17 protein-coding genes are annotated in these 16,778 nt (G+C 70.3%); 8 read left to right on the top strand and 9 right to left on the bottom strand.

Features of this window, described 5'->3' with window-relative positions; genetic code table 11:
- Positions 1-8: 8 nt before the first annotated feature.
- Genes LY625_RS02370 through LY625_RS02350 form a run of 5 tightly spaced genes read left to right on the top strand, consistent with a single transcriptional unit; the run spans position 9 to position 1,872 of the window.
- Positions 9-242: a hypothetical protein gene (locus LY625_RS02370; protein WP_233737390.1), complete on the top strand. Its 234-nt coding sequence runs from the start codon at positions 9-11 to the stop codon at positions 240-242.
- A 1-nt stretch (position 243) separates the two neighbouring features.
- Positions 244-627: a fluoride efflux transporter CrcB gene (crcB, locus tag LY625_RS02365; RefSeq protein WP_233737389.1), complete on the top strand. Its 384-nt coding sequence runs from the start codon at positions 244-246 to the stop codon at positions 625-627.
- Between the two features lie 17 nt (positions 628-644).
- Positions 645-1,028 (top strand): YchJ family metal-binding protein, encoded by a 384-nt coding sequence (locus LY625_RS02360; protein ID WP_233737567.1) that lies wholly within the window; start codon positions 645-647, stop codon positions 1,026-1,028.
- 57 nt (positions 1,029-1,085) lie between these two features.
- Positions 1,086-1,604, top strand: a complete 519-nt coding sequence (locus tag LY625_RS02355; protein ID WP_233737388.1) for an adenine phosphoribosyltransferase — start codon at positions 1,086-1,088, stop codon at positions 1,602-1,604.
- A gap of 31 nt (positions 1,605-1,635) precedes the next feature.
- Positions 1,636-1,872, top strand: coding sequence for an HIT family protein (locus tag LY625_RS02350; RefSeq protein ID WP_255703276.1), 237 nt, complete (start codon positions 1,636-1,638; stop codon positions 1,870-1,872).
- A 35-nt stretch (positions 1,873-1,907) separates the two neighbouring features.
- On the opposite strand, the gene LY625_RS02345 is transcribed toward LY625_RS02350, so the two are convergent.
- Both LY625_RS02345 and LY625_RS02340 read right to left on the bottom strand, forming a co-directional pair.
- The gene (locus tag LY625_RS02345; RefSeq protein ID WP_233737387.1) at positions 1,908-3,011 is read right to left on the bottom strand and encodes a DUF5694 domain-containing protein; all 1,104 of its coding nucleotides are present in this window, start codon (positions 3,009-3,011) and stop codon (positions 1,908-1,910) included.
- Between the two features lie 9 nt (positions 3,012-3,020).
- Entirely contained in the window at positions 3,021-3,566 is a 546-nt protein-coding gene (locus LY625_RS02340) for a hypothetical protein (RefSeq protein ID WP_233737386.1), read from the bottom strand.
- 200 nt (positions 3,567-3,766) lie between these two features.
- Between LY625_RS02340 and LY625_RS02335 the strand changes: the two genes are divergently transcribed.
- Complete coding sequence (locus tag LY625_RS02335; RefSeq protein WP_233737565.1) at positions 3,767-4,672, top strand: acyltransferase; 906 nt, start codon at positions 3,767-3,769, stop codon at positions 4,670-4,672.
- Positions 4,673-4,702: 30 nt separating this feature from the next.
- Here the strand turns inward: LY625_RS02335 and LY625_RS02330 are convergent, their stop codons facing one another.
- The 5 genes from LY625_RS02330 to LY625_RS02310 form a co-directional block, all read right to left on the bottom strand.
- A complete protein-coding gene (locus LY625_RS02330) occupies positions 4,703-5,206 on the bottom strand; it encodes a lipocalin family protein (RefSeq protein ID WP_233737385.1) in 504 nt (167 codons plus the stop codon).
- 64 nt (positions 5,207-5,270) lie between these two features.
- Positions 5,271-6,458 carry a Wadjet anti-phage system protein JetD domain-containing protein gene (locus LY625_RS02325; RefSeq protein ID WP_233737384.1) on the bottom strand — a complete coding sequence of 396 codons (1,188 nt, stop codon included), beginning with the start codon at positions 6,456-6,458 and terminating at the stop codon, positions 5,271-5,273.
- Complete coding sequence (locus LY625_RS02320; protein ID WP_233737383.1) at positions 6,418-9,909, bottom strand: SbcC/MukB-like Walker B domain-containing protein; 3,492 nt, start codon at positions 9,907-9,909, stop codon at positions 6,418-6,420. Before LY625_RS02320 ends, LY625_RS02325 begins: the two co-directional genes overlap by 41 nt.
- On the bottom strand, positions 9,896-10,543 hold the full coding sequence (locus LY625_RS02315; RefSeq protein ID WP_233737382.1) for a DUF4194 domain-containing protein: 648 nt from the start codon (positions 10,541-10,543) through the stop codon (positions 9,896-9,898). The genes LY625_RS02320 and LY625_RS02315 overlap by 14 nt, the downstream gene beginning before the upstream one ends.
- A complete protein-coding gene (locus tag LY625_RS02310) occupies positions 10,540-11,979 on the bottom strand; it encodes a Wadjet anti-phage system protein JetA family protein (RefSeq protein ID WP_233737381.1) in 1,440 nt (479 codons plus the stop codon). Before LY625_RS02310 ends, LY625_RS02315 begins: the two co-directional genes overlap by 4 nt.
- 193 nt (positions 11,980-12,172) lie before the next feature.
- Here LY625_RS02310 and LY625_RS02305 point away from each other — a divergent pair, with 193 nt between their 5' ends.
- On the top strand, positions 12,173-13,333 hold the full coding sequence (locus tag LY625_RS02305; protein WP_233737380.1) for a zinc-dependent alcohol dehydrogenase: 1,161 nt from the start codon (positions 12,173-12,175) through the stop codon (positions 13,331-13,333).
- A 20-nt stretch (positions 13,334-13,353) separates the two neighbouring features.
- Positions 13,354-13,764, top strand: coding sequence for a hypothetical protein (locus tag LY625_RS02300; RefSeq protein ID WP_233737379.1), 411 nt, complete (start codon positions 13,354-13,356; stop codon positions 13,762-13,764).
- A gap of 18 nt (positions 13,765-13,782) precedes the next feature.
- Here LY625_RS02300 and LY625_RS02295 read toward each other — a convergent pair whose 3' ends face one another.
- Positions 13,783-15,144, bottom strand: coding sequence for a hypothetical protein (locus LY625_RS02295; protein WP_233737378.1), 1,362 nt, complete (start codon positions 15,142-15,144; stop codon positions 13,783-13,785).
- 32 nt (positions 15,145-15,176) lie between these two features.
- Positions 15,177-16,778 carry an alkaline phosphatase D family protein gene (locus LY625_RS02290; protein WP_233737377.1) on the bottom strand — a complete coding sequence of 534 codons (1,602 nt, stop codon included), beginning with the start codon at positions 16,776-16,778 and terminating at the stop codon, positions 15,177-15,179.

Below are 16,778 nucleotides of genomic sequence, written 5' to 3'. Positions count from 1 at the left end.
GACCGAACATGACTGACACACGCCCTGCCACGCCCCGCCGGTTCCTCGTGTTCTTCCTGTTCGCCCTGACCGGCTCGGTTGCCGGCGTGCTGGCCGGCCCCCGCATCGTGGCGGCGTTCCAGGGCACTCCCGCCTGGCTGCTGCCGGCGGTGCTTTGCGTATCGGTGCTGTTCGCGCTGCTTGCGGCGTACCTGGCATTTCGCCTGGCAAGCGGCAGGGCGACCCAACGGAACCGGTACTGACATGCAGGGCATCCTCCTGGTCGGCCTCGGTGGCTTCCTCGGCGCGGTGGCGCGTTACAAGCTCAGCGGACTCGTCCTGCACATGAGCGCGCAGGGGCGATTCCCGTTCAGCACCTTCGTGGTGAACGTGCTTGGCTGCCTGGTGGTGGGCGTCCTGGCCGGGCTCGCGGAACGTCATGACGCGTTCGGACCCGACGCCCGGTTGTTCCTGTTCACCGGCCTGCTGGGCGGCTTCACCACGTTTTCGGCGTTCGGCCTGGAAGCGGTGCAGCTGATCCGTCGGGGCGAACTGGCCACGGCCGCGCTGTATGCCGGCGCGAGCGTGGTACTGGGTATCGCCGCGGTCTGGCTGGGCCTCAAGCTGGTCGCCCTGTTCCCGCGTTGATGCGCCACTTCGTTGCCATGCCGTCGGTCTGCCCCTGCAATCCTTCCGTCGCGTATGCGTCGTGCTGCCAGCTGTTGCATCGGGGCGCCCCCGCCGCAACCGCCGAGGCGCTGATGCGTTCGCGCTACAGCGCCTATGTGCTTGGGCTGGCCGATTACCTGAAAGCCACTTGGCACCCGGACACCGTGCCCGCAGCGCTGGATCTGGAGGACACGCCCGGCTTGCGCTGGATCGGGCTGGACGTGAAGCGCCATGCCGACTTCGGGGACGGCAACGCGATGGTGGAGTTCGTCGCACGCTATAAGGTTGGTGGCGAGCCAGCAGTGCGGATGCATGAGGTCAGCCGGTTCGAGCGGGTCGATGGATACTGGTTGTACGTCGATGGGGAGTTCCCGGGCTGATCCGCGCCACCGCGTTCCGGCAGTTAGCATGAGCCGCCTCCCAGAAGCGACAGTCCAATGACCCAGTGGCAGCACCTGGTCCGCGACGTTCCCGATTTTCCCAGGCCCGGCATCCTGTTCAAGGACATCACCCCGGTGCTCGCGGACGCGGCGGCCTTCGCGGCTGCGATCGCGGAGATGGCCGAGCCCTGGCGCCGCGCCCGGCTGGATGCGGTGGTCGGCATCGAGTCGCGGGGCTTCATCCTTGGCGCCGCCCTCGCGCAGGCCCTTGGCACCGGCTTCGTGCCGGTGCGCAAGCCCGGCCGGCTGCCTGCGCGCACCCTGTCGCAGGACTACGCGCTCGAGTACGGCACCGACCAGTTGCAGATCCATGTCGACGCGCTGCCCCCCGGCGCCCGCGTACTGCTGGTGGACGATGTGCTCGCGACTGGCGGCACGCTCCAGGCCGCGCTGTTGCTGCTGCGCCGCCAAGGCGCCGAAGTGGCCGGCGCAGCGGTGCTGTTTGAAATGCGGGCGTTGGGCGGACGGACGCGCTGGAACGACTCCCTCCCGCTGCTGGCCGCGGCCGCGTACTGAGCTGTGGCAGCCCCGCCCGGTAAGCCCCGTGATGGCGATGCTGGCGCGGGTCACGCGGGCGGCCGCCTTGGCCTTCCCCCAAGATGGGCTGAGCGTATGGCACTCGATTGGGGAAGCCGGCGGGCAGGAAGTACCGCACCTGCACTTCCATGTGCACCCGCGCCGCACCGGTGACGGCATGTTGCGCGTATACCCGCGTCCGCCGGAGCTGCCCGACGCTACCGTTCGGGAGTGTTACGCGGAGCGGCTGCGTCGCCAGATGGAGTAGCGCAGCACCAACGGGTACATCCCGAGGGCTCCGCGTCAGTCCTCCCGGCGGACCTGCGTGCCCGGACCCAGCACCGCTTCCACCGGCACCACGTCCACGCCTTGCATCTGCCCCAGCAGGCTGTCGAACCACGGCTTGTGCGTCGCGCCGACCAGCGACAGCACGCGCGCCCCTGGCCGGCCGCGGAAGGCCTCGCGGATGTTGGCGACCATGCGCAGGTTGCGGGTTTCCCAGCCGGCCACGTAATGCTGGCCGTAGTGCTGCGGCGAGGCGTCGCGGAGGGCGCTGCCGAAGTCCGACTCGACCTTGTGCTGCAGCACGTCGGGACGGTTGTAGTAGCGGTACAGCGCGAGCATGTCGCCGCCGTCCTTCAATGCCTGGATCCGCTTTTCGAAAGGCGCCCATCCGGCGGCGCCGGAGGCCCATGCGGTGACGAGGGCCTCGGAGAAGGCGCCGGTCTCGGCGGGTGGAACGTCAAGGGCGTCGCCGGTGTGGTCATCGATCGGGTACACGCGCTGCAGGCCGAGGCGGGCGGCGAGCACGGCGGCAATCTGGTACCCCTCGTTGCGCGTCGTCGTCGCCTTGTCCAGCAGCGACACCAGTGCACCGTCAAGGCCTTCACCCGGAATGCGCTCCGCCGGTGGCAGCTGCAGCCACTGGACCAACGCGGACGTCCTGTCGTTGCCCGCCAGGAACAGGGCCGCCAGACGCCGCCGCTGTGCGGGGGTGGGCTGCGTGGACCAGTCGGCCAATACCCGGTCGATTTCCGCGAGGGCTGCGGGTACGTCGAGGCCCGTGGCGGCCCGGGCGGCCTCCGTGTTGCCGCAGAAGCGCACCAGCGCATCGGGGTCATAGGTCGCGGGGTAGCGCGCCATGTGGTCGCAGCCGTCGCCGCGGATGTCCTCGACGGTGATGATGTCCGGCCTGAAGTCGGCAAGCAGGTCGATCACCGGTGCCAGGGTCTGCGGGTCGAAGCTGTCCGGCAGCTCCGACAGATGGACCGAGCCGAGCACCAGTACCCGGGCCCGCGGTCCGGCCATGTGCCCATCGAGCCGGGATAGGTCGACCTGCCGTGCCGGCGATGCGGCGGGCCAGGCGAAGCAGAGTGCAAGGCCGAACACTGCAAGTGCCTTGTGCATGGGTGCCTCCTAGAGTCCGGCGTGGTACGGGCGGCCGGCAGTGCAGTCCTCCACGTCCTGCCGGCTGACCGAGGCATGGGGCCGCAGGGCCTCCACCGCCTGCACCATCCGGTCCTGGCGTTGGCGTACCTGTTCCAGCAGCCCGCAGAGCTCGTCCGAATGGACCATCGCCTCGGCCTGGCGTTCGATGCGCCTTTCCGCTGCATCGCCAAAGCCGCTGAAGGCGCCAAGCAGGGCGGTGGCCATGGCGCGGTTGGTGAGCTTCGCCGTGCCCTCCAGGACATGGTCCGTCAGGTCGATCACCGAAGCACGATAGTCCGCGGCCAGCGCGCGCTGGGCATCGGTGAGCGGCAGCGTGTCTCCGCCGATCGTCACCGCGCCGGACAGGTCGATGCTGGCGGGCGGGTCCCCCTCGGTGCCGAGTTCCAGCGGGCTGTCGTGGAGATTCGCCCGCTCGGTCGCGATCTCCTTCGAGATCACGCCAGTACAGCCGGAGGCCAGAAGGGCGGCAGTGGCCGCCACGGGGAGAAGGGTGGCGCGACGGGGAAGGGACATGGACAAGTTCCGCAGGAAGTCACTGATATACAGGACCAGCACACTAAATCACGCGCCCTCGGGGTTCAACCCTGACCCACGCAGGGTGCAGCATTGCGTGGATGCGCATCCGAAACGCAGGGGCAGGGTGGCCGCGCCACGAAGCCGGGTGCTTTGCTACTCTTCCGCCCCTTTCCAGGAGTGGCTGACCGGTGCTTCTGATCACGTGGTTGCGCGTGGCGCTGCTTCTGTCCGCAGTAGCCCTCAACACCCTGCTGCACGTCGGCCCGCTGCTGCTCGCCGCGCTGTTGAAGGCCTTGCTCCCGTTCAAGCGTATCCGCCAGGCCTGCAACCGGGTGCTGACCGGCCTGGCGGAGAGCTGGATCGCGGTGAACACCGCCATGCTCGACCGCTTCACCGGCACCCGCTTCCAGGTGGTCGGCGAGGCCGACCTGAAGGTGGACGGCCACTATCTGGTGTTGGCCAACCACCAGAGCTGGGTCGACATCGTGGTGCTGCAGAAAGTGTTCAACCGGCGCATCCCGCTGCTGCGTTTCTTCCTCAAGCGGCAGCTGTTCTGGGTACCGGTGCTGGGCCTGGCGTGGTGGGCGCTGGACTTCCCGTTCATGGGCCGCTACACCCGCAGCCAGATCGCGAAGAACCCGGAACTGGGCCGGCGCGACATGGAGGTCACCCGGCGTGCCTGCGAGAAGTTCCGGTCCATTCCGGTATCGGTGATGAATTTCGTGGAGGGCACGCGGTTCACTCCGGAAAAGCACGCGAGGCAGGATTCCCCCTACCGCCACCTGCTCAAGCCCCGCTCGGGCGGGGTGGCCTTCGTGCTCGATGCCATGGGCGATGCACTGCACGCGGTGCTGGACATCACCATCGCCTATCCGGGCGGCCGCCCTTCGATGATCGACCTGATCGCCGGACGCGTGCCGGCGGTGCACGTACGGGTGCAGCAGCGGCCGATCCCCGCGGAGCTGCTGGGCGGCGACTACCAGGGTGACCGGACCTACCGCACGCGCTTCCAGCAGTGGATGAACGGGCTCTGGCAGGAGAAGGACGCCCGGCTCGAACAGCTGCTGGCTGCGGGGCGCGCTGAGGGGCCGGCGCGGCCCTGACCGGTTCACCGGTGCCGCGGCCCGCCGGTACTACGGGTTCGTGGTGGTGCCGCTCTGCGGGGTGTCGATCAGCTCGTCGAGTTCGAAGCCCTGGGCCTGCGCGGTGGCGAGGAACCCGAGCCGGGTGGCGGAATCGATGCGGGGTTCGCGGGCCAGCAGCCACAGGTACTTGCGGTCCGGGCTGCCGACCAGGGCCACGCGATAGTCCGGGTCCACCCGCAGGATCCAGTAATCGCCCCTGGTGAACGGGATCCAGCGCAGCCCGTCGGGCAGGAAGCTCACCTCAAGCTTGCTGTTGTGGCTGCCGCGCACCGGCGTGGCCTCACCAATGGACTCCTGCCGCTCGCCGTCGCCATTGATCGCCCGGTTGGCGACCCGGACCTTGCCGTCGTCCTGCAGGGAGTAGGTCGCGGTGATGTCGCGGTAGTCCGGCGGCTCGTGTCGCATCGGCAGCCGGGCGATTTCGTACCAGGTGCCCAGGTAGCGCTCCAGGTCGACCGAGGGCGCGGTGGCGGGATCGTCGTGATGGCGCATGCCGGGTTCCTGTCGCGGGGGAATGTCTGTGTAGCCGGGCAACGGTGTTGTGGATGTGGAGAAACTACGGAAGGGTCGGGTCGAGTGCTTCCTGCTCCATCCGGAACGGGTGCTTGTGCAATTGCATCGCGATCGATTCCCAACCCGCTGCGGCTGCCCAGTACGACATCCGCGCCAGTGCGGCTGACGACACGGTTTCGGTTCGCATCGGCTCCGGGATCGAAGCCGACGCCATCAACCAGGGTTGCAGGGTCCGCTCCTGTTGGCGTACGTCCACCGCCAGCGCGGCGGCGATCCGGAAGCCGCCTTCGTCGATGTCGCCCCAGTGGTAGACCGCCGCAGTGGCGGGCAGGCCGGCGAGAATCCGCCGGTAGAGCGCGCGCCAGGCAGGCGAGGGCATGCCGGCGGTATAGACCAGCAGGCCGGGACTGCCGGTTGCGGCCAGTACGCGGGCGGCATCGTGGAAGCTGGCCAGGTTCTCGATGGTGAGCAGGTAGCGGGCGTCGCTGGCGATACCCCGGACCGCATCCACCGGCAGGCCGAGGTACGGACGGCACAGGGGCAGGCGGGTGTCCTCGAGTTCGACCTCGCCACGGCCGGCGACCAGCATCGGCTGCGGTTCGCGGCGCAGCCCGAGCGAGCCCCGGATGTCCTCGTCGTGCAGGCCGCTGGGGGTGAGTTCGCCGGTGGTGACCAGGTCCAGCCACGGGGTCAGGCGTTCCAGTCGCTTGCTGTCGCCGAACAGGCGCACGCTCTCGCGGCGCAGGATCCGCTCGGCGTAGTTCCCGGCGCGGCGGCTGTCGACCGTTTGCAAGGCATCGCGCAGTGCCGGGGCCGCGTCCGGGCCATTGCCGCGCACCGGCTTGCCCTGTTCCCAGCGCTCCAGTACTTCCTCCAGCACCGGGTACGTGGAGAGCCACCGGGCCAAAAGCGCGCGTGCCTCGGCGACGCGGTCGCCGCGCAAACGTCGGCCGAGATGGGCCCCAAGCCGGTCCAGGTCCAGCAGGACCACGGCGTGGAACGCGTCACGGCCGCGTTCGCGTTCGACCTTGATCGCGCCGGTGCGCCCGGCATCGGCGAGCTGGCCGTGGAAGCGCTCGAACTCCGCCAGTGAATCCAGTCCGGCGTATTCCGGGCAGCTTCGCCCGGTCAGCCGCACCGCGCGGGTATCATCCCGGGCACGGGCGTTTTCGCCGCGTGCCAGCAGGCGCTCAAGAAGCCGTGTTGCCGGGCTCGACGCCGGACTGTCCATCGACGGTCTCCCTGGTGGCGGCCGTGGCGGCGCGCTCGCCGGTGATCCGGGCAATCTCGGCCGCCAGCAGCTCCGGGTGGAGCTCGAACTGGTCGCTGGCCAGCAGCTCGCGCCCGGCCTCGGTGACCACGTGGCGCTCCATCTGCAGCAGCGGGCCATCGCGGAACAGTTCGACGTAGCTGTCGAGCACGCCGGTTAGGGTGCCCTGGGCGGTGTCGGGCGCGGCCAGCACAAGCTGCAGGCCCAGCGAGCGCAGGTAGTCGGTGGTGGCGCGGGCGTTTTGGGAGTCGATCTTGTCGCCGAACTCGTCGAGCATGATCACCCCCAGTCCGCCCTCCAGCCCTTCGCCCTTGCCGTAGGCGGCGGCCAGCGCGGCGCCGGCGATCACGTACAGCGGCGCGCGGTGCTCGCCGCCGGAGCCGGAGCGCATGCGCTCGCTGAGGGTGCCGATCACCCTGTCCTCCTGCTTGATAACCACCTCGAAGTTGAAGAAGCGACGGTAGTCGTCCAGTGGCGAGGGCTGGCCGGACTTGCCGCTGGCGCGGTCCTCGATGATGTCGCGGAAGGCGGCCGGCAACTCGCCGGCGCTGCCGAACAGGGTGTCGCTCTCGCCGGCCTCGGTGGCGCGCTTGATGAAGCCGTGCAGGTCCTTGAGTTCCGGCGCGACCTCGTACCTGAACTGGTAGCGCTCGTTGTTGGAGAACGCCGGGCTGCGCTGCAGGGTGCGGTTGAGCGTGTGGATCTGGTGCCTGAGGCGGGTGAAGTTGTCGTACAGCGCAGAGGCGACGTTGGCGCGGAAGGTCTCCACCGCGGTGCTGTAGGCCTCTTCGGCGGCGGCCTGGTGCTGGACCAGCTCGGTGCCCTTGAGCTGGGCGATTTCCTTTTCCAGCAGCGCGTGCGCCGGGCGCCATTGCTCCGGCTCCAACTCCAGCGACAGGCCGTGGTCGCGGGCGTACTGGGCCAGGGCGGACCAGGCTTCCGGCAACTGCGCGGCCAGGGTGCGTTCGGCGGCGCCGGCGCGCTCATCGCAGTGGTCCAGGCGCGGGCCGGACTCGGGGAAGCGTTCGTCAAGTTCGTCGCGGTAACGCTCGACCAGGTTGGGGTCGACGTCCTCGTGGCCGAAGGCGTCCACCGCGGCGCGGGCGATGGACTCGCTCTGCGCCTGCAGGCTGGTGAGGACGCGCTCGAGCGACTCGGCTTCGGACTGGGCCTTGGTCTCTTCGCGGATCAGCTTCTCCACGGCCGCCTGCAGGGTGGCGGCATGTTCCCTGAATGCGGTGGCCTCTTCGGTCAGGCGCAGCAGGTCGGGGTCGGACTGCTCGGCTTGCAGGCGCAGCTGGGCGCGGTAGCGACCGGACACCTCGCGGTGGCGCAGCAGGGTGGCATGGGCCTGCCCGGCGACGGCATCCGGGTCGTCGAGGCGGGCCAGGCCGGCAGCGCAGGTCGCCAGTGCCTTGCCCTCGGCCTCCAGCGCGCGGAGCTCGGCTTCGGCACGCTCGCGCTGCTCGTGCAGCAGCCGGGCGCGCTCGCGATTGCCGCTGGCGCCGATGCGCAGTTCCGCCGCGGCCGGCAGGCGCAGGCGCTCGATGCCGCCGCCCTTGGCGACCAGGCCGTCACGGCTGAGGGCGCGATCGCCGCGCACCAGCTGGGTTTCGGTCTCGACCTGGCGCAGGTCGCCGAGCTGGCGTCGCAGGTAGGCCACCGCATCGCGGTTGTCGCCGTCCAGCAGGGCGGCGACCTGGTCGGTGGCCGGGGCCTTGCCGCGCTCGCGGCGCGCCTGGCTGGCCAGGGCCAGCTTCACGCCGTACACCGCGCGGTTGCCCTTGAGGGCGCGGTACAGGCGTACCGCGCGCTCCTCGTCCTCGGCCGGCACCAGCAAGGCCTCGACGTGGCTGCGCAGGTAGGCTTCGATGGCCGGCTGCCAATCCGGATCGGTGACCCGGACCAGGTCGCAGACCGGCTGCGCGTGGATGCCGTCCTCGCGCAGGTAGTTCATCAGGCGGATGACGTCGGCGCGCAGTTCGGACTGGCCGGCCGACAGCCGGGCCAGGTTCTGTCGCGCGGCCTCGGCGCGCTGGCGGGCGGCATCGAGGGCGTTCTGCGCCTCGCGGGCGTGGCGGGTCACCGCGGCGATCAGCGGGGCGGCCTGGGCCAGGGCGTCGCGCAGCTGATCGTGCAGTTGCTGCGGATCAAGCTCGACCTCGGCGTCGGCGGGCAGCGCCTCGAGCACGTCGCACAGCGCCTGCCAGGGCAGGGCGAGTTCGCGTACCTGTGCCGGATCGATGCCGGGCAGGCCGAGCGCGCCGGCGGACGCCAGCCGCTCGCGCACAAAACCGGCGTTGCGCAGCAGGTCATGCTTGAGCCGGCCCAGGTCATCGCGCCAGTTGGCGGCGAGCTGGTCCAGGCTGGCCTGCTCGCCGTAGCCACGCATGCCCTGCAGTTGCTGCTGGAGTCGGGCGGCGTCCTCGTTGGCGGTCTGCAGGTCGCTGCGGGCCTGGGCGAGCGAGCGCCGGCAGTGCGCGGCGGCGTCGCGGGCCTCGGCCAGCGACTGCTCGATCGTGTCCAGTTGCTCCTCGTGGGCGTCGCGCCGGTATTCGGCGGCGAGCGCCCGGTAGCTGGCCGCGCGCGTGGCCTGGGCGGCCAGCTTGCGGTAGCGGGCTTCGACCAGTTCGGCTTCCTCGATCCGCCGGGCGACCTGCTCGATGCGCGCCTTGATCTGCCGGAAACCCTCCAGCAGGGCACGGAAGCGGGCGATCTCGGTCGGGCGCTCCTCGGCCACCAGGGTGCGCACGAACAGGTCGACATCGGTGACCCGCTGCAGGTTGAGCGCGTTCTGGAAGGCCTTGCGGTAGGCGGCCGGGTCCAGGTAGGCGGTCGGGCCGGGGCGCAGGCGTACCAGCAGGTCGCGCACGAAGCGGTCGCTGGTGGGGTGCAGCTCGGCGCGGGTGTCGGCCTGCCTGCAGCGCCGCAGCGCCTGTTCGCGGAAAGTCGCCCACTCCAGCGGCAGTTCGCGGCCGTCGACCTGCTCCAGGTGCTCCTCCAGCTCCAGCGCCACGCCGGGCAACAGGTACAGCCCGTGCACGCGGTGGTCGGGCTCGTCGGCGGAGGCACCCAGGGCGATGCCGGCGGTCAGGACCTGGTCGGTCTCCGTATCGCGGAAGACCAGGCTGAGGTAGGTCGTCGCGGTGTCGCGCACCCGGCCGTCCTCGCCGCCGCGGTACACGCCCAGGCAGTAGTCGCGGATGGTGCGCGCGCGGTGGCTGCCGCCGGCCTGGGCGTTGAAGCGGATCTGGTTGCGGTCGCCGCCCAGCATCACGATCTGCAGCGCGTCCAGCAGCGCGCTCTTGCCGGCGCCGTTGGGGGCGATGATCGCGGTGGTGCGGTCCAGCTCCAGGGTCTGGGCCTGGAACAGGAAGAACTGCACCAGATGGGCGCGCTCAAGCAGGAACATCGTCTTCGTCCTCGGTGGCGCGCGGGGCGGGCTCGTCGGCGTCGTCGTCGTCGTCCGTGTTGTGCTGGTCCAGGCGCTGCAGCCATTGCGGGCCGGCGATCTCCACGATCGCCGGGCGCACCAGGATGCGGAACGGCTGCGGGTCGTCGGGTTCGCTGTCGACCTCGCGGCACAGCGACCAGCGGCGCAGGGCGCGCAGCAGCGTGCGCAGGCTGCCGGTGTCGGGCATCGGCCGGCCGGTCATCTGCTGCCAGGCTTCCTGCAGCTCGGGCAGTTCGACCAGTACTTCGCCCTGGTCCTCGACCTGGCCCTGGCGCATGGCGAAGTCGTAGCGCTGGCGCAGTACCAGCACCAGCAGGGTCTCCTCCAGCGTCACCGGCAGGCCCTCGCCGTGGCTGGGCAGGGCGACCACGTAGCGGTAGTGGGCATTGCGCTCCAGCCGGATGCCCAGCGGCTCCAGTGCGGCGCTGAAGTCGGCCAGGTAGGTCTCCACCAGGTGGTAGGCGTTGCGCGAGCGGCGGTCGGCGGCGTAGAGCACCTGCTCGGTGACCAGCCGGTAGGCGGCGCGCTCGAAATCCTGCGGGACGTACATCCCGCCCGAGAGTTGGCCGAGCGTGGCCCAGGAGCGTTTCATGCGGCGGTCTTCCTCGTGCGGCGCAGGGTGAAGCGCGGGGATTCCAGGTGCGGGTGCCCGCTGCGGTTGCCGGGCAGCAGTTCGACGCTGAAGCCGCGCAGCATCCGGCGGATCGGGTCGTCGCGGCGCAGCCCGCCGGGGCGGTGGCTGCGCAGGGCCAGCGTGGCCAGGGTCTGGTAGGCGCGCAGGTCCTCGATGCTGCCAGTGGACAGGACGTCCGATTCGACCGACTCGCGTCCGTCCAGGTGGCGGGCCACGTAGCGGGCGAGATCGTCGGGCAGGACCAGGCGTGCGCGCTGGATCGCGCGGCGCAGGTTGAGCCGGGCGAGCTGCTCGGGTGTCGGTGCCTGCTGGGCGTTGGCGGTACGGGGAATGGGGCGCGGGCGGCTGCGCGGCGGACGCAGCCGGGTCTCGTCCATCAGCCCGCCGGGCGCGGCCGGCAGGCGCAGCTCGCCCTCCGGGGCGGCCAAAGCGCCGCGGCAGGCACGGTGCAGCAGCGCATGCAGCCGGTCGGGTGCGCGCAGGCGGTAGTCCAGGTAGGCGAGGGCGCGGCGGTTGGCCTGGCGGATGTCGTCGTCGAGCCGGGCCAGGAATTCATCGATGCGGTCGATTTCCTGCAACCGGCGCAGGCTGCGCTCCAGCCGCTGGGCGGCGCGGGCCGGATCGCCATGGGTGGCCTTGTCGGCATACCAGGCCAGCAGCCGCTCGCGCAGCGGCGGCTGCGCGAGTTGCCGGGCCATCGCCAGGATCGAGGTGCGCCGGGCCAGCGGGTGGTCGGCGCGGTGCAGTTCGGCGTAGTCGCCGACGAACAGCTCGCCGACGTAGCGCTCGAACAGCTGCCGGGCGAACTGCGCGGTGGACTCCGCGCGGCTGAGCTCGGGCATCAGGTCGCGCACCTGCACGCTGATCGCCGAGACATGCGAGAGCAGCTGCCGTGCCTGGTCGGCGGCCTCGTCCAGGCTGTCGCCGCCAGCCTGACCGTCGAGCACCTGCTGCAGTTGCAGTTCGATCGAGCGCATCTTGGCGCCCAGGAACGCCGGCCCGCGTTCGCTGAACTCGACCAGCGTGGCCAGCAGCCGGGCGACCACCGGCGTCATCGAGACCATCTCGCGCGCGCCGATGCGCTCCTGGCGCAGCCAGCCGGCGGCGCGCAGGCGCTCGTAGATGCCCGCCGCGCGCACGGGGACCGGGGTGTCCGGGGACTCGCCCTCGGCGTCCTCCCAGGGGTCATCGGTCAACAGGTAGCGCTCCAGTGCCGCGGTGATCTCGCGCCGCGGCAGGCCGGCGCTGGGCGGCAGCGGCGCGTCCGGCCCGAAGTACTCGCCGAACAGCCGGCCCAGCAGCCGCCAGTAATGGCGCCGGTTGGGCGAGGCGAGGGGCCCGAACAGGCCGTCTGGGACGACCGATAGCAGGTCCGGTGGCGAGGTGGAATCCATCGGGCGGGAACGTGTTGATTGAGTGCCGTCGTGGCGCTGCGCGGATTCTACCGGTGCCGTTGGCCGCGCCGGTCGGGAGCGGCGCCCGGCCCCGGCGTCACCTGTTCGACGCGCCGCGTTAACGGCGCCGGCGGGAAGGTGCACCGACGGCCGTGCGGTGTGCGCGGCAGGCCCCCCCCCACGGGAGAACCCCATGCTTGCCACCACCTACCGCCGCCCCCGCAAGGTGCGGATCGACCGCGTCGCCGAACCGGAGATCGAGCACCCCAACGACGCCATCGTGCGGGTCACCCGCTCGTGCATCTGCGGCTCGGACCTGCACCTGTACAACGGCCTGGTGCCCGACACCCGGGTCGGCTCCGTCCTTGGCCACGAGTTCACCGGAGTGGTCGAGGCGGTCGGCCCCTCGGTGCAGAACGTGAACGTGGGGGACCGGGTGCTGGTGCCCTTCAACATCTTCTGCGGCAGTTGCTTCTTCTGCCAGCGCGAGCTCTACGGCAACTGCCAAAACGTGAACTCCCAGGCCAGCGCGCTGGGCGGTTTCTACGGCTACTCGCACACCGCCGGCGGCTACGACGGCGGCCAGGCCGAGTACGTGCGGGTGCCGTTCGCCGACGTGGGCCCGACGGTGATTCCCGAGGACATCCACATCGAGGACGCGGTGCTGCTGACCGACGCCTACCCGACCGGCTACCAGGCCGCGGAAATGGGCGACATCGAAAAAGGCGACACGGTGGTGGTGTTCGGCGCCGGGCCGGTGGGGCTGTTCGCGGCCAAGTGCGCCTGGTTCTTCGGCGCCGGCCGGGTGATCGTGGTCGACCAGGTCGAGTACAGGCTGGAGTTCGCCCGCCGGTTCGCGCAGTGCGAAACGGTGGACTTCAGCGAGGTCGACGACATGGCCGTCCACATCAAGAAGATGACCGACTGGCTGGGCGCCGACGTCTGCATCGACGCGGTCGGCTGCGATGCCGCCGGCAACGCGCTGCAGACCTTGACCGGCAAGAAGATGATGCTGCAGGGCGGCGCGGCCACCGCGTTGCACTGGGCAATCAACAGCGTGCGCAAGGCCGGTCGGATCTCGATCGTCGGGGTGTACGGGCCGACCTTCAATGCCGTGCCGATTGGCAACGCCGTCAACAAGGGCCTGACCCTGCGGATGAACCAGGCCAGCGTGAAACGGCACCTTCCGCGGCTGATCGAACACATCCGCGAGGGCCACATCTCCCCGCGCGAGATCATCACCCACCGCGTGCCGCTGGAGGACGTGGCCGACGCCTACGACATCTTTGCCCGCAAGCTCGACAACTGCATCAAGCCGGTGCTGGTGCCGCCGTCCGCCCGGGGTGGCGAGTGATGGCCGGCGAGGAGACGACGATGGACAGCGGAAACGAATTCGCCCACATCCAGGGCTGGGGCTCGGACCTGGACCGCAGCAAGCGGCCGGCGGTACCGATGGAACGCACGCCACCGCGGCTGGACGTGCCCTGGGAGGACCCGCCGCCGCGGCAGCCGATGACCGTCGAGGTGCTGCGCTCGATTGAACGCCCGGAGTACTCCCGGACCTTCGGCACCCGCGTACCACCCTCCGGCGTCAGCGGCATGATCCGCCGCGCCGCCTTCCGCCACAGCGAGAACAACCTGCGCCACTGGCTGATGCTGGTCGCCGCCGACCGGGTCAACGTGGTCGAGGGCATGGCCGGCGACCTGAAGCGGTCGCCGGCCAGGGCGGTGCTGGTGGGCGGTGGCGTCGCGCTTGCGGCCTGGTGGTTGCTGCGTCGGCGCTGAGGTGCCCAGGCGGCCCGGTTACCGTTCCACGGAGCCTTCGAAGCGCTCACGGAAATCGACCAGTTCGATCACGAAGTCGTCGCGCCTGGCGAAATCCGCATCCGGCATGTCCGCTTGGCCCTCGTGGCGCTTGTACCAGGAGGCGTACTCGGGGATGTCGCTGCTGTACTGGTCGAAATACGTTGAGTATGTGCGTACGTGGAGCTGCGGGGTCTCGCCGTCCAGCTTGAACTCCAGCAGCCGCAGCCAGCCGTCGCCGGTGACCGGGCGCCGATGGTAGCTGCCGTCCGGATCGGCCATCTCGCCCACCCGTGAACGGCCCTGGTAGTCGGCCAGCATCTGGTGCACCTGATTGCCGATGTCGTTGTAGTCGACGCTATAGCCCTGTCCGCTGATGTGGCCGCTGAGCACCAGGAAGATCTGGTCGTGCTGGCTGATGAAGTCGTCCCAGACCATCTGCGGGTTGTTGTCGACGCGGTCCAGCGTGCTCAGGTCGGTGGAGCCGCCGACCGCGCGCTCGCCTTGGCGGTTGAGGTACTTGTGGATGGTGACGATGGTCGGCATGTCCGGATGCTGCTTGACCACCCGGCGCGCCCAGGCCAGCGAGGAGTCGGGGGCGTCGTATTGCAGGCCGACGTGCAGGAAGGTGCACTCGCCGGCGGTGAACAGCTGGGCGCTGTCGGTGCCGTTGCCGTGGGCGCTGACGTACCAGGGCTGGTCCTTGAAGAATTCGGAGTCGGCCGAGAACGCCGACAGGAAGCCGGTGAGCCCGCCTACGTGACGCAGGCCAACGACGCCGTCCTTGCCGGGCTGCGGCGGGAAGTCCGGGTGCGTCCACAAGGCGTCGTAGTCGTGGTTGCCCGGAACGACCGAGAACGGGAGTTTGCCGGCGATCAGGCGGAAGCCCTCGGTGGCGCTGGGGATCTCGGAGTCGCGCACCTCGGGGTACGGCTGGCGGGCGACGCTGGAGCCGGCGGGGTTGGGAATCCACTTGAAGCCCCGGGCCTCGTGTTCCGGGTCCATCCACTCCGAGTAGTGTTGCCAGACGTCGCCCACGTGCGTGGCGAAGACGATGTCGCCACCGTTGCTGCGGGCGTTGTCGCCGATATAGCGCATCTGCTCGTAGTACAGCTCGACCGCGTCGAGCGGGAAGCCTTCCGCCTTCTGCCGGGTGAAATCCATGTAGTTCTGGGTGTCCGGGATCATGGCGACGGTGAACGCGCCGCACTCGCCCGGACGGTAGGCCTTGGACTCGGCCGGCGCCGGCGCGTGGGCCTGCGGCTGGGCCGCGACCGGGCTGGCGAGCGTGGCGGCCACCACCGCGGTGGCCAGCGCGGCGTGCAGCGGCAGCCGGACGGCAAGGGTGTTGATCAGGTTCATCGTTCTCTCTCTGGTTTGTGTGGGCGCCGGGCTCAAAGGCGGTGTAGTTGCGGCCGGTCGGGGCTGACGGCGAAGCGGGCGACGGTGCGGATCCGGCCGCCCTTGCGTTGCACCTGGTCCATGGCCTTCACCTCGGTACGCCACTGGTCGGCGGAGACCTCGTGGACCTGGTAGCCGCGCAGGTCGTTGACCAGCGCCAGGTGCGGGTTGCCGCCGTCGATGAAGCGGCGCACGTGCGGAGTTTCCAGGGCACCGTCGCCGTTGGAGCTGATCGAGCTGGCGAGGAACTCGGTGGCGACCGCGGGGCCGTCCGGCTCGTCGTCGCGCAGCGGGACGGTGCCGATGGCGTTCATGTGTGCATCGCCGGAGGCGATCACCACGTTGGTCAGGTTCTTCGAGGTAATCGAGCGCACCAGCTTCGCGCGCGAGGCGGGGTAGCCGTCCCACTTGTCGACGAACGGCGGCAGCTCCCGGCCATCCGGGGCGCGGGCCTTCAGCGGCATCACGAACACCTGCTGGGCCAGCAGGTTCCAGTGCGTGTCGCGGCCCAGGCCCTGGTCCAGCCAGTCCTCCTGCGCGCGGCCGAGGATGCTGGCGGTCGCTTCGCCACCGGTCCGGCAGTTCTCCTGGCCGGGCCGTACGCAGGGCTGGTCGTCGCGGTGGCTGCGGGTGTCGAGCACGTGCATGCGCAGCAGGCGGCCGTAGTCGAGCCGGCGGTAATAGGCGGTGCGGTCGTGCGGACGCGGAAACAGCGCGGGCCGTACCGGCATGTGCTCATACCAGGCCTGCATCGCGGCGAAGCGGCGCAGCCGGAACACCTCCGGTGGCGTGCCGTCCTGGTCATGGGCGGCGGCGAAGTCGTTGTCGACCTCGTGGTCGTCGAAGGAGCTGACGAACGCCACCGAGGCGTGCGCCGCCTTGAGGTCCGGATCGCATTTGTACAGCGCGTAGCGGCGACGGTAGTCGTCGAGGCTGTAGATCTCGCCGCCGACGTGGTCGCGGTTGACCGGATTGCCGTTCTCGTCCTGGATCGGGCGTTTGGCCCGGGTGCGGCCGGCGGCTCCTTCGTAGATGTAGTCGCCGTAGTGGAACACCGCATCCAGTTCCGGCTCCGCGGCCAGGTGCCGGTAGGCGTCGAACCAGCCGTGGTAGTAGGCCTGGCAGCCGGCCACGGCGATCCGGACCCGGTCCGGCGTGGTGCCCGGCGCGGGCGCGGTGCGGGCCACGCCTTCCGGGCTGGTGTCGGCGCCGTCGACATGGAAGCGGTACCAGTACGGCCGCGAGGGCTGCAGTCCGGCGAGCTCAACGTGGACGCTGTGGGCCAGCTCGGGCCGGGCGAGGGCTTCGCCGGTCCGGACGATGCTTCCGAACCGCGCGTCCTCGGCCACTTCCCAGCGCACCGGCACCGCGGCGGAAGGCATGCCGCCGTGTTCGGCCAGCGGCTCGGGGGCGAGCCGGGTCCAGATCACGAAGCCGTCGGGCAGGGGGTCGCCGGCGGCGACCCCCAAGCTGAAGGGATCGGCATGGAACCGCGGTGCCGCCCACACCCGGCCGACCGGACCGAGGCCTGCCAGCACGGCAAGGCCTCCCATGCCGGCAAGCAGCTGCCGGCGACTGAGCAGGATCCGTGACAT

The sequence above is a fragment of the Lysobacter sp. GX 14042 genome (assembly GCF_021390425.1).
GTDB lineage: Bacteria > Pseudomonadota > Gammaproteobacteria > Xanthomonadales > Xanthomonadaceae > Novilysobacter.
This window is presented reverse-complemented; position numbering and strand designations above follow the sequence as displayed.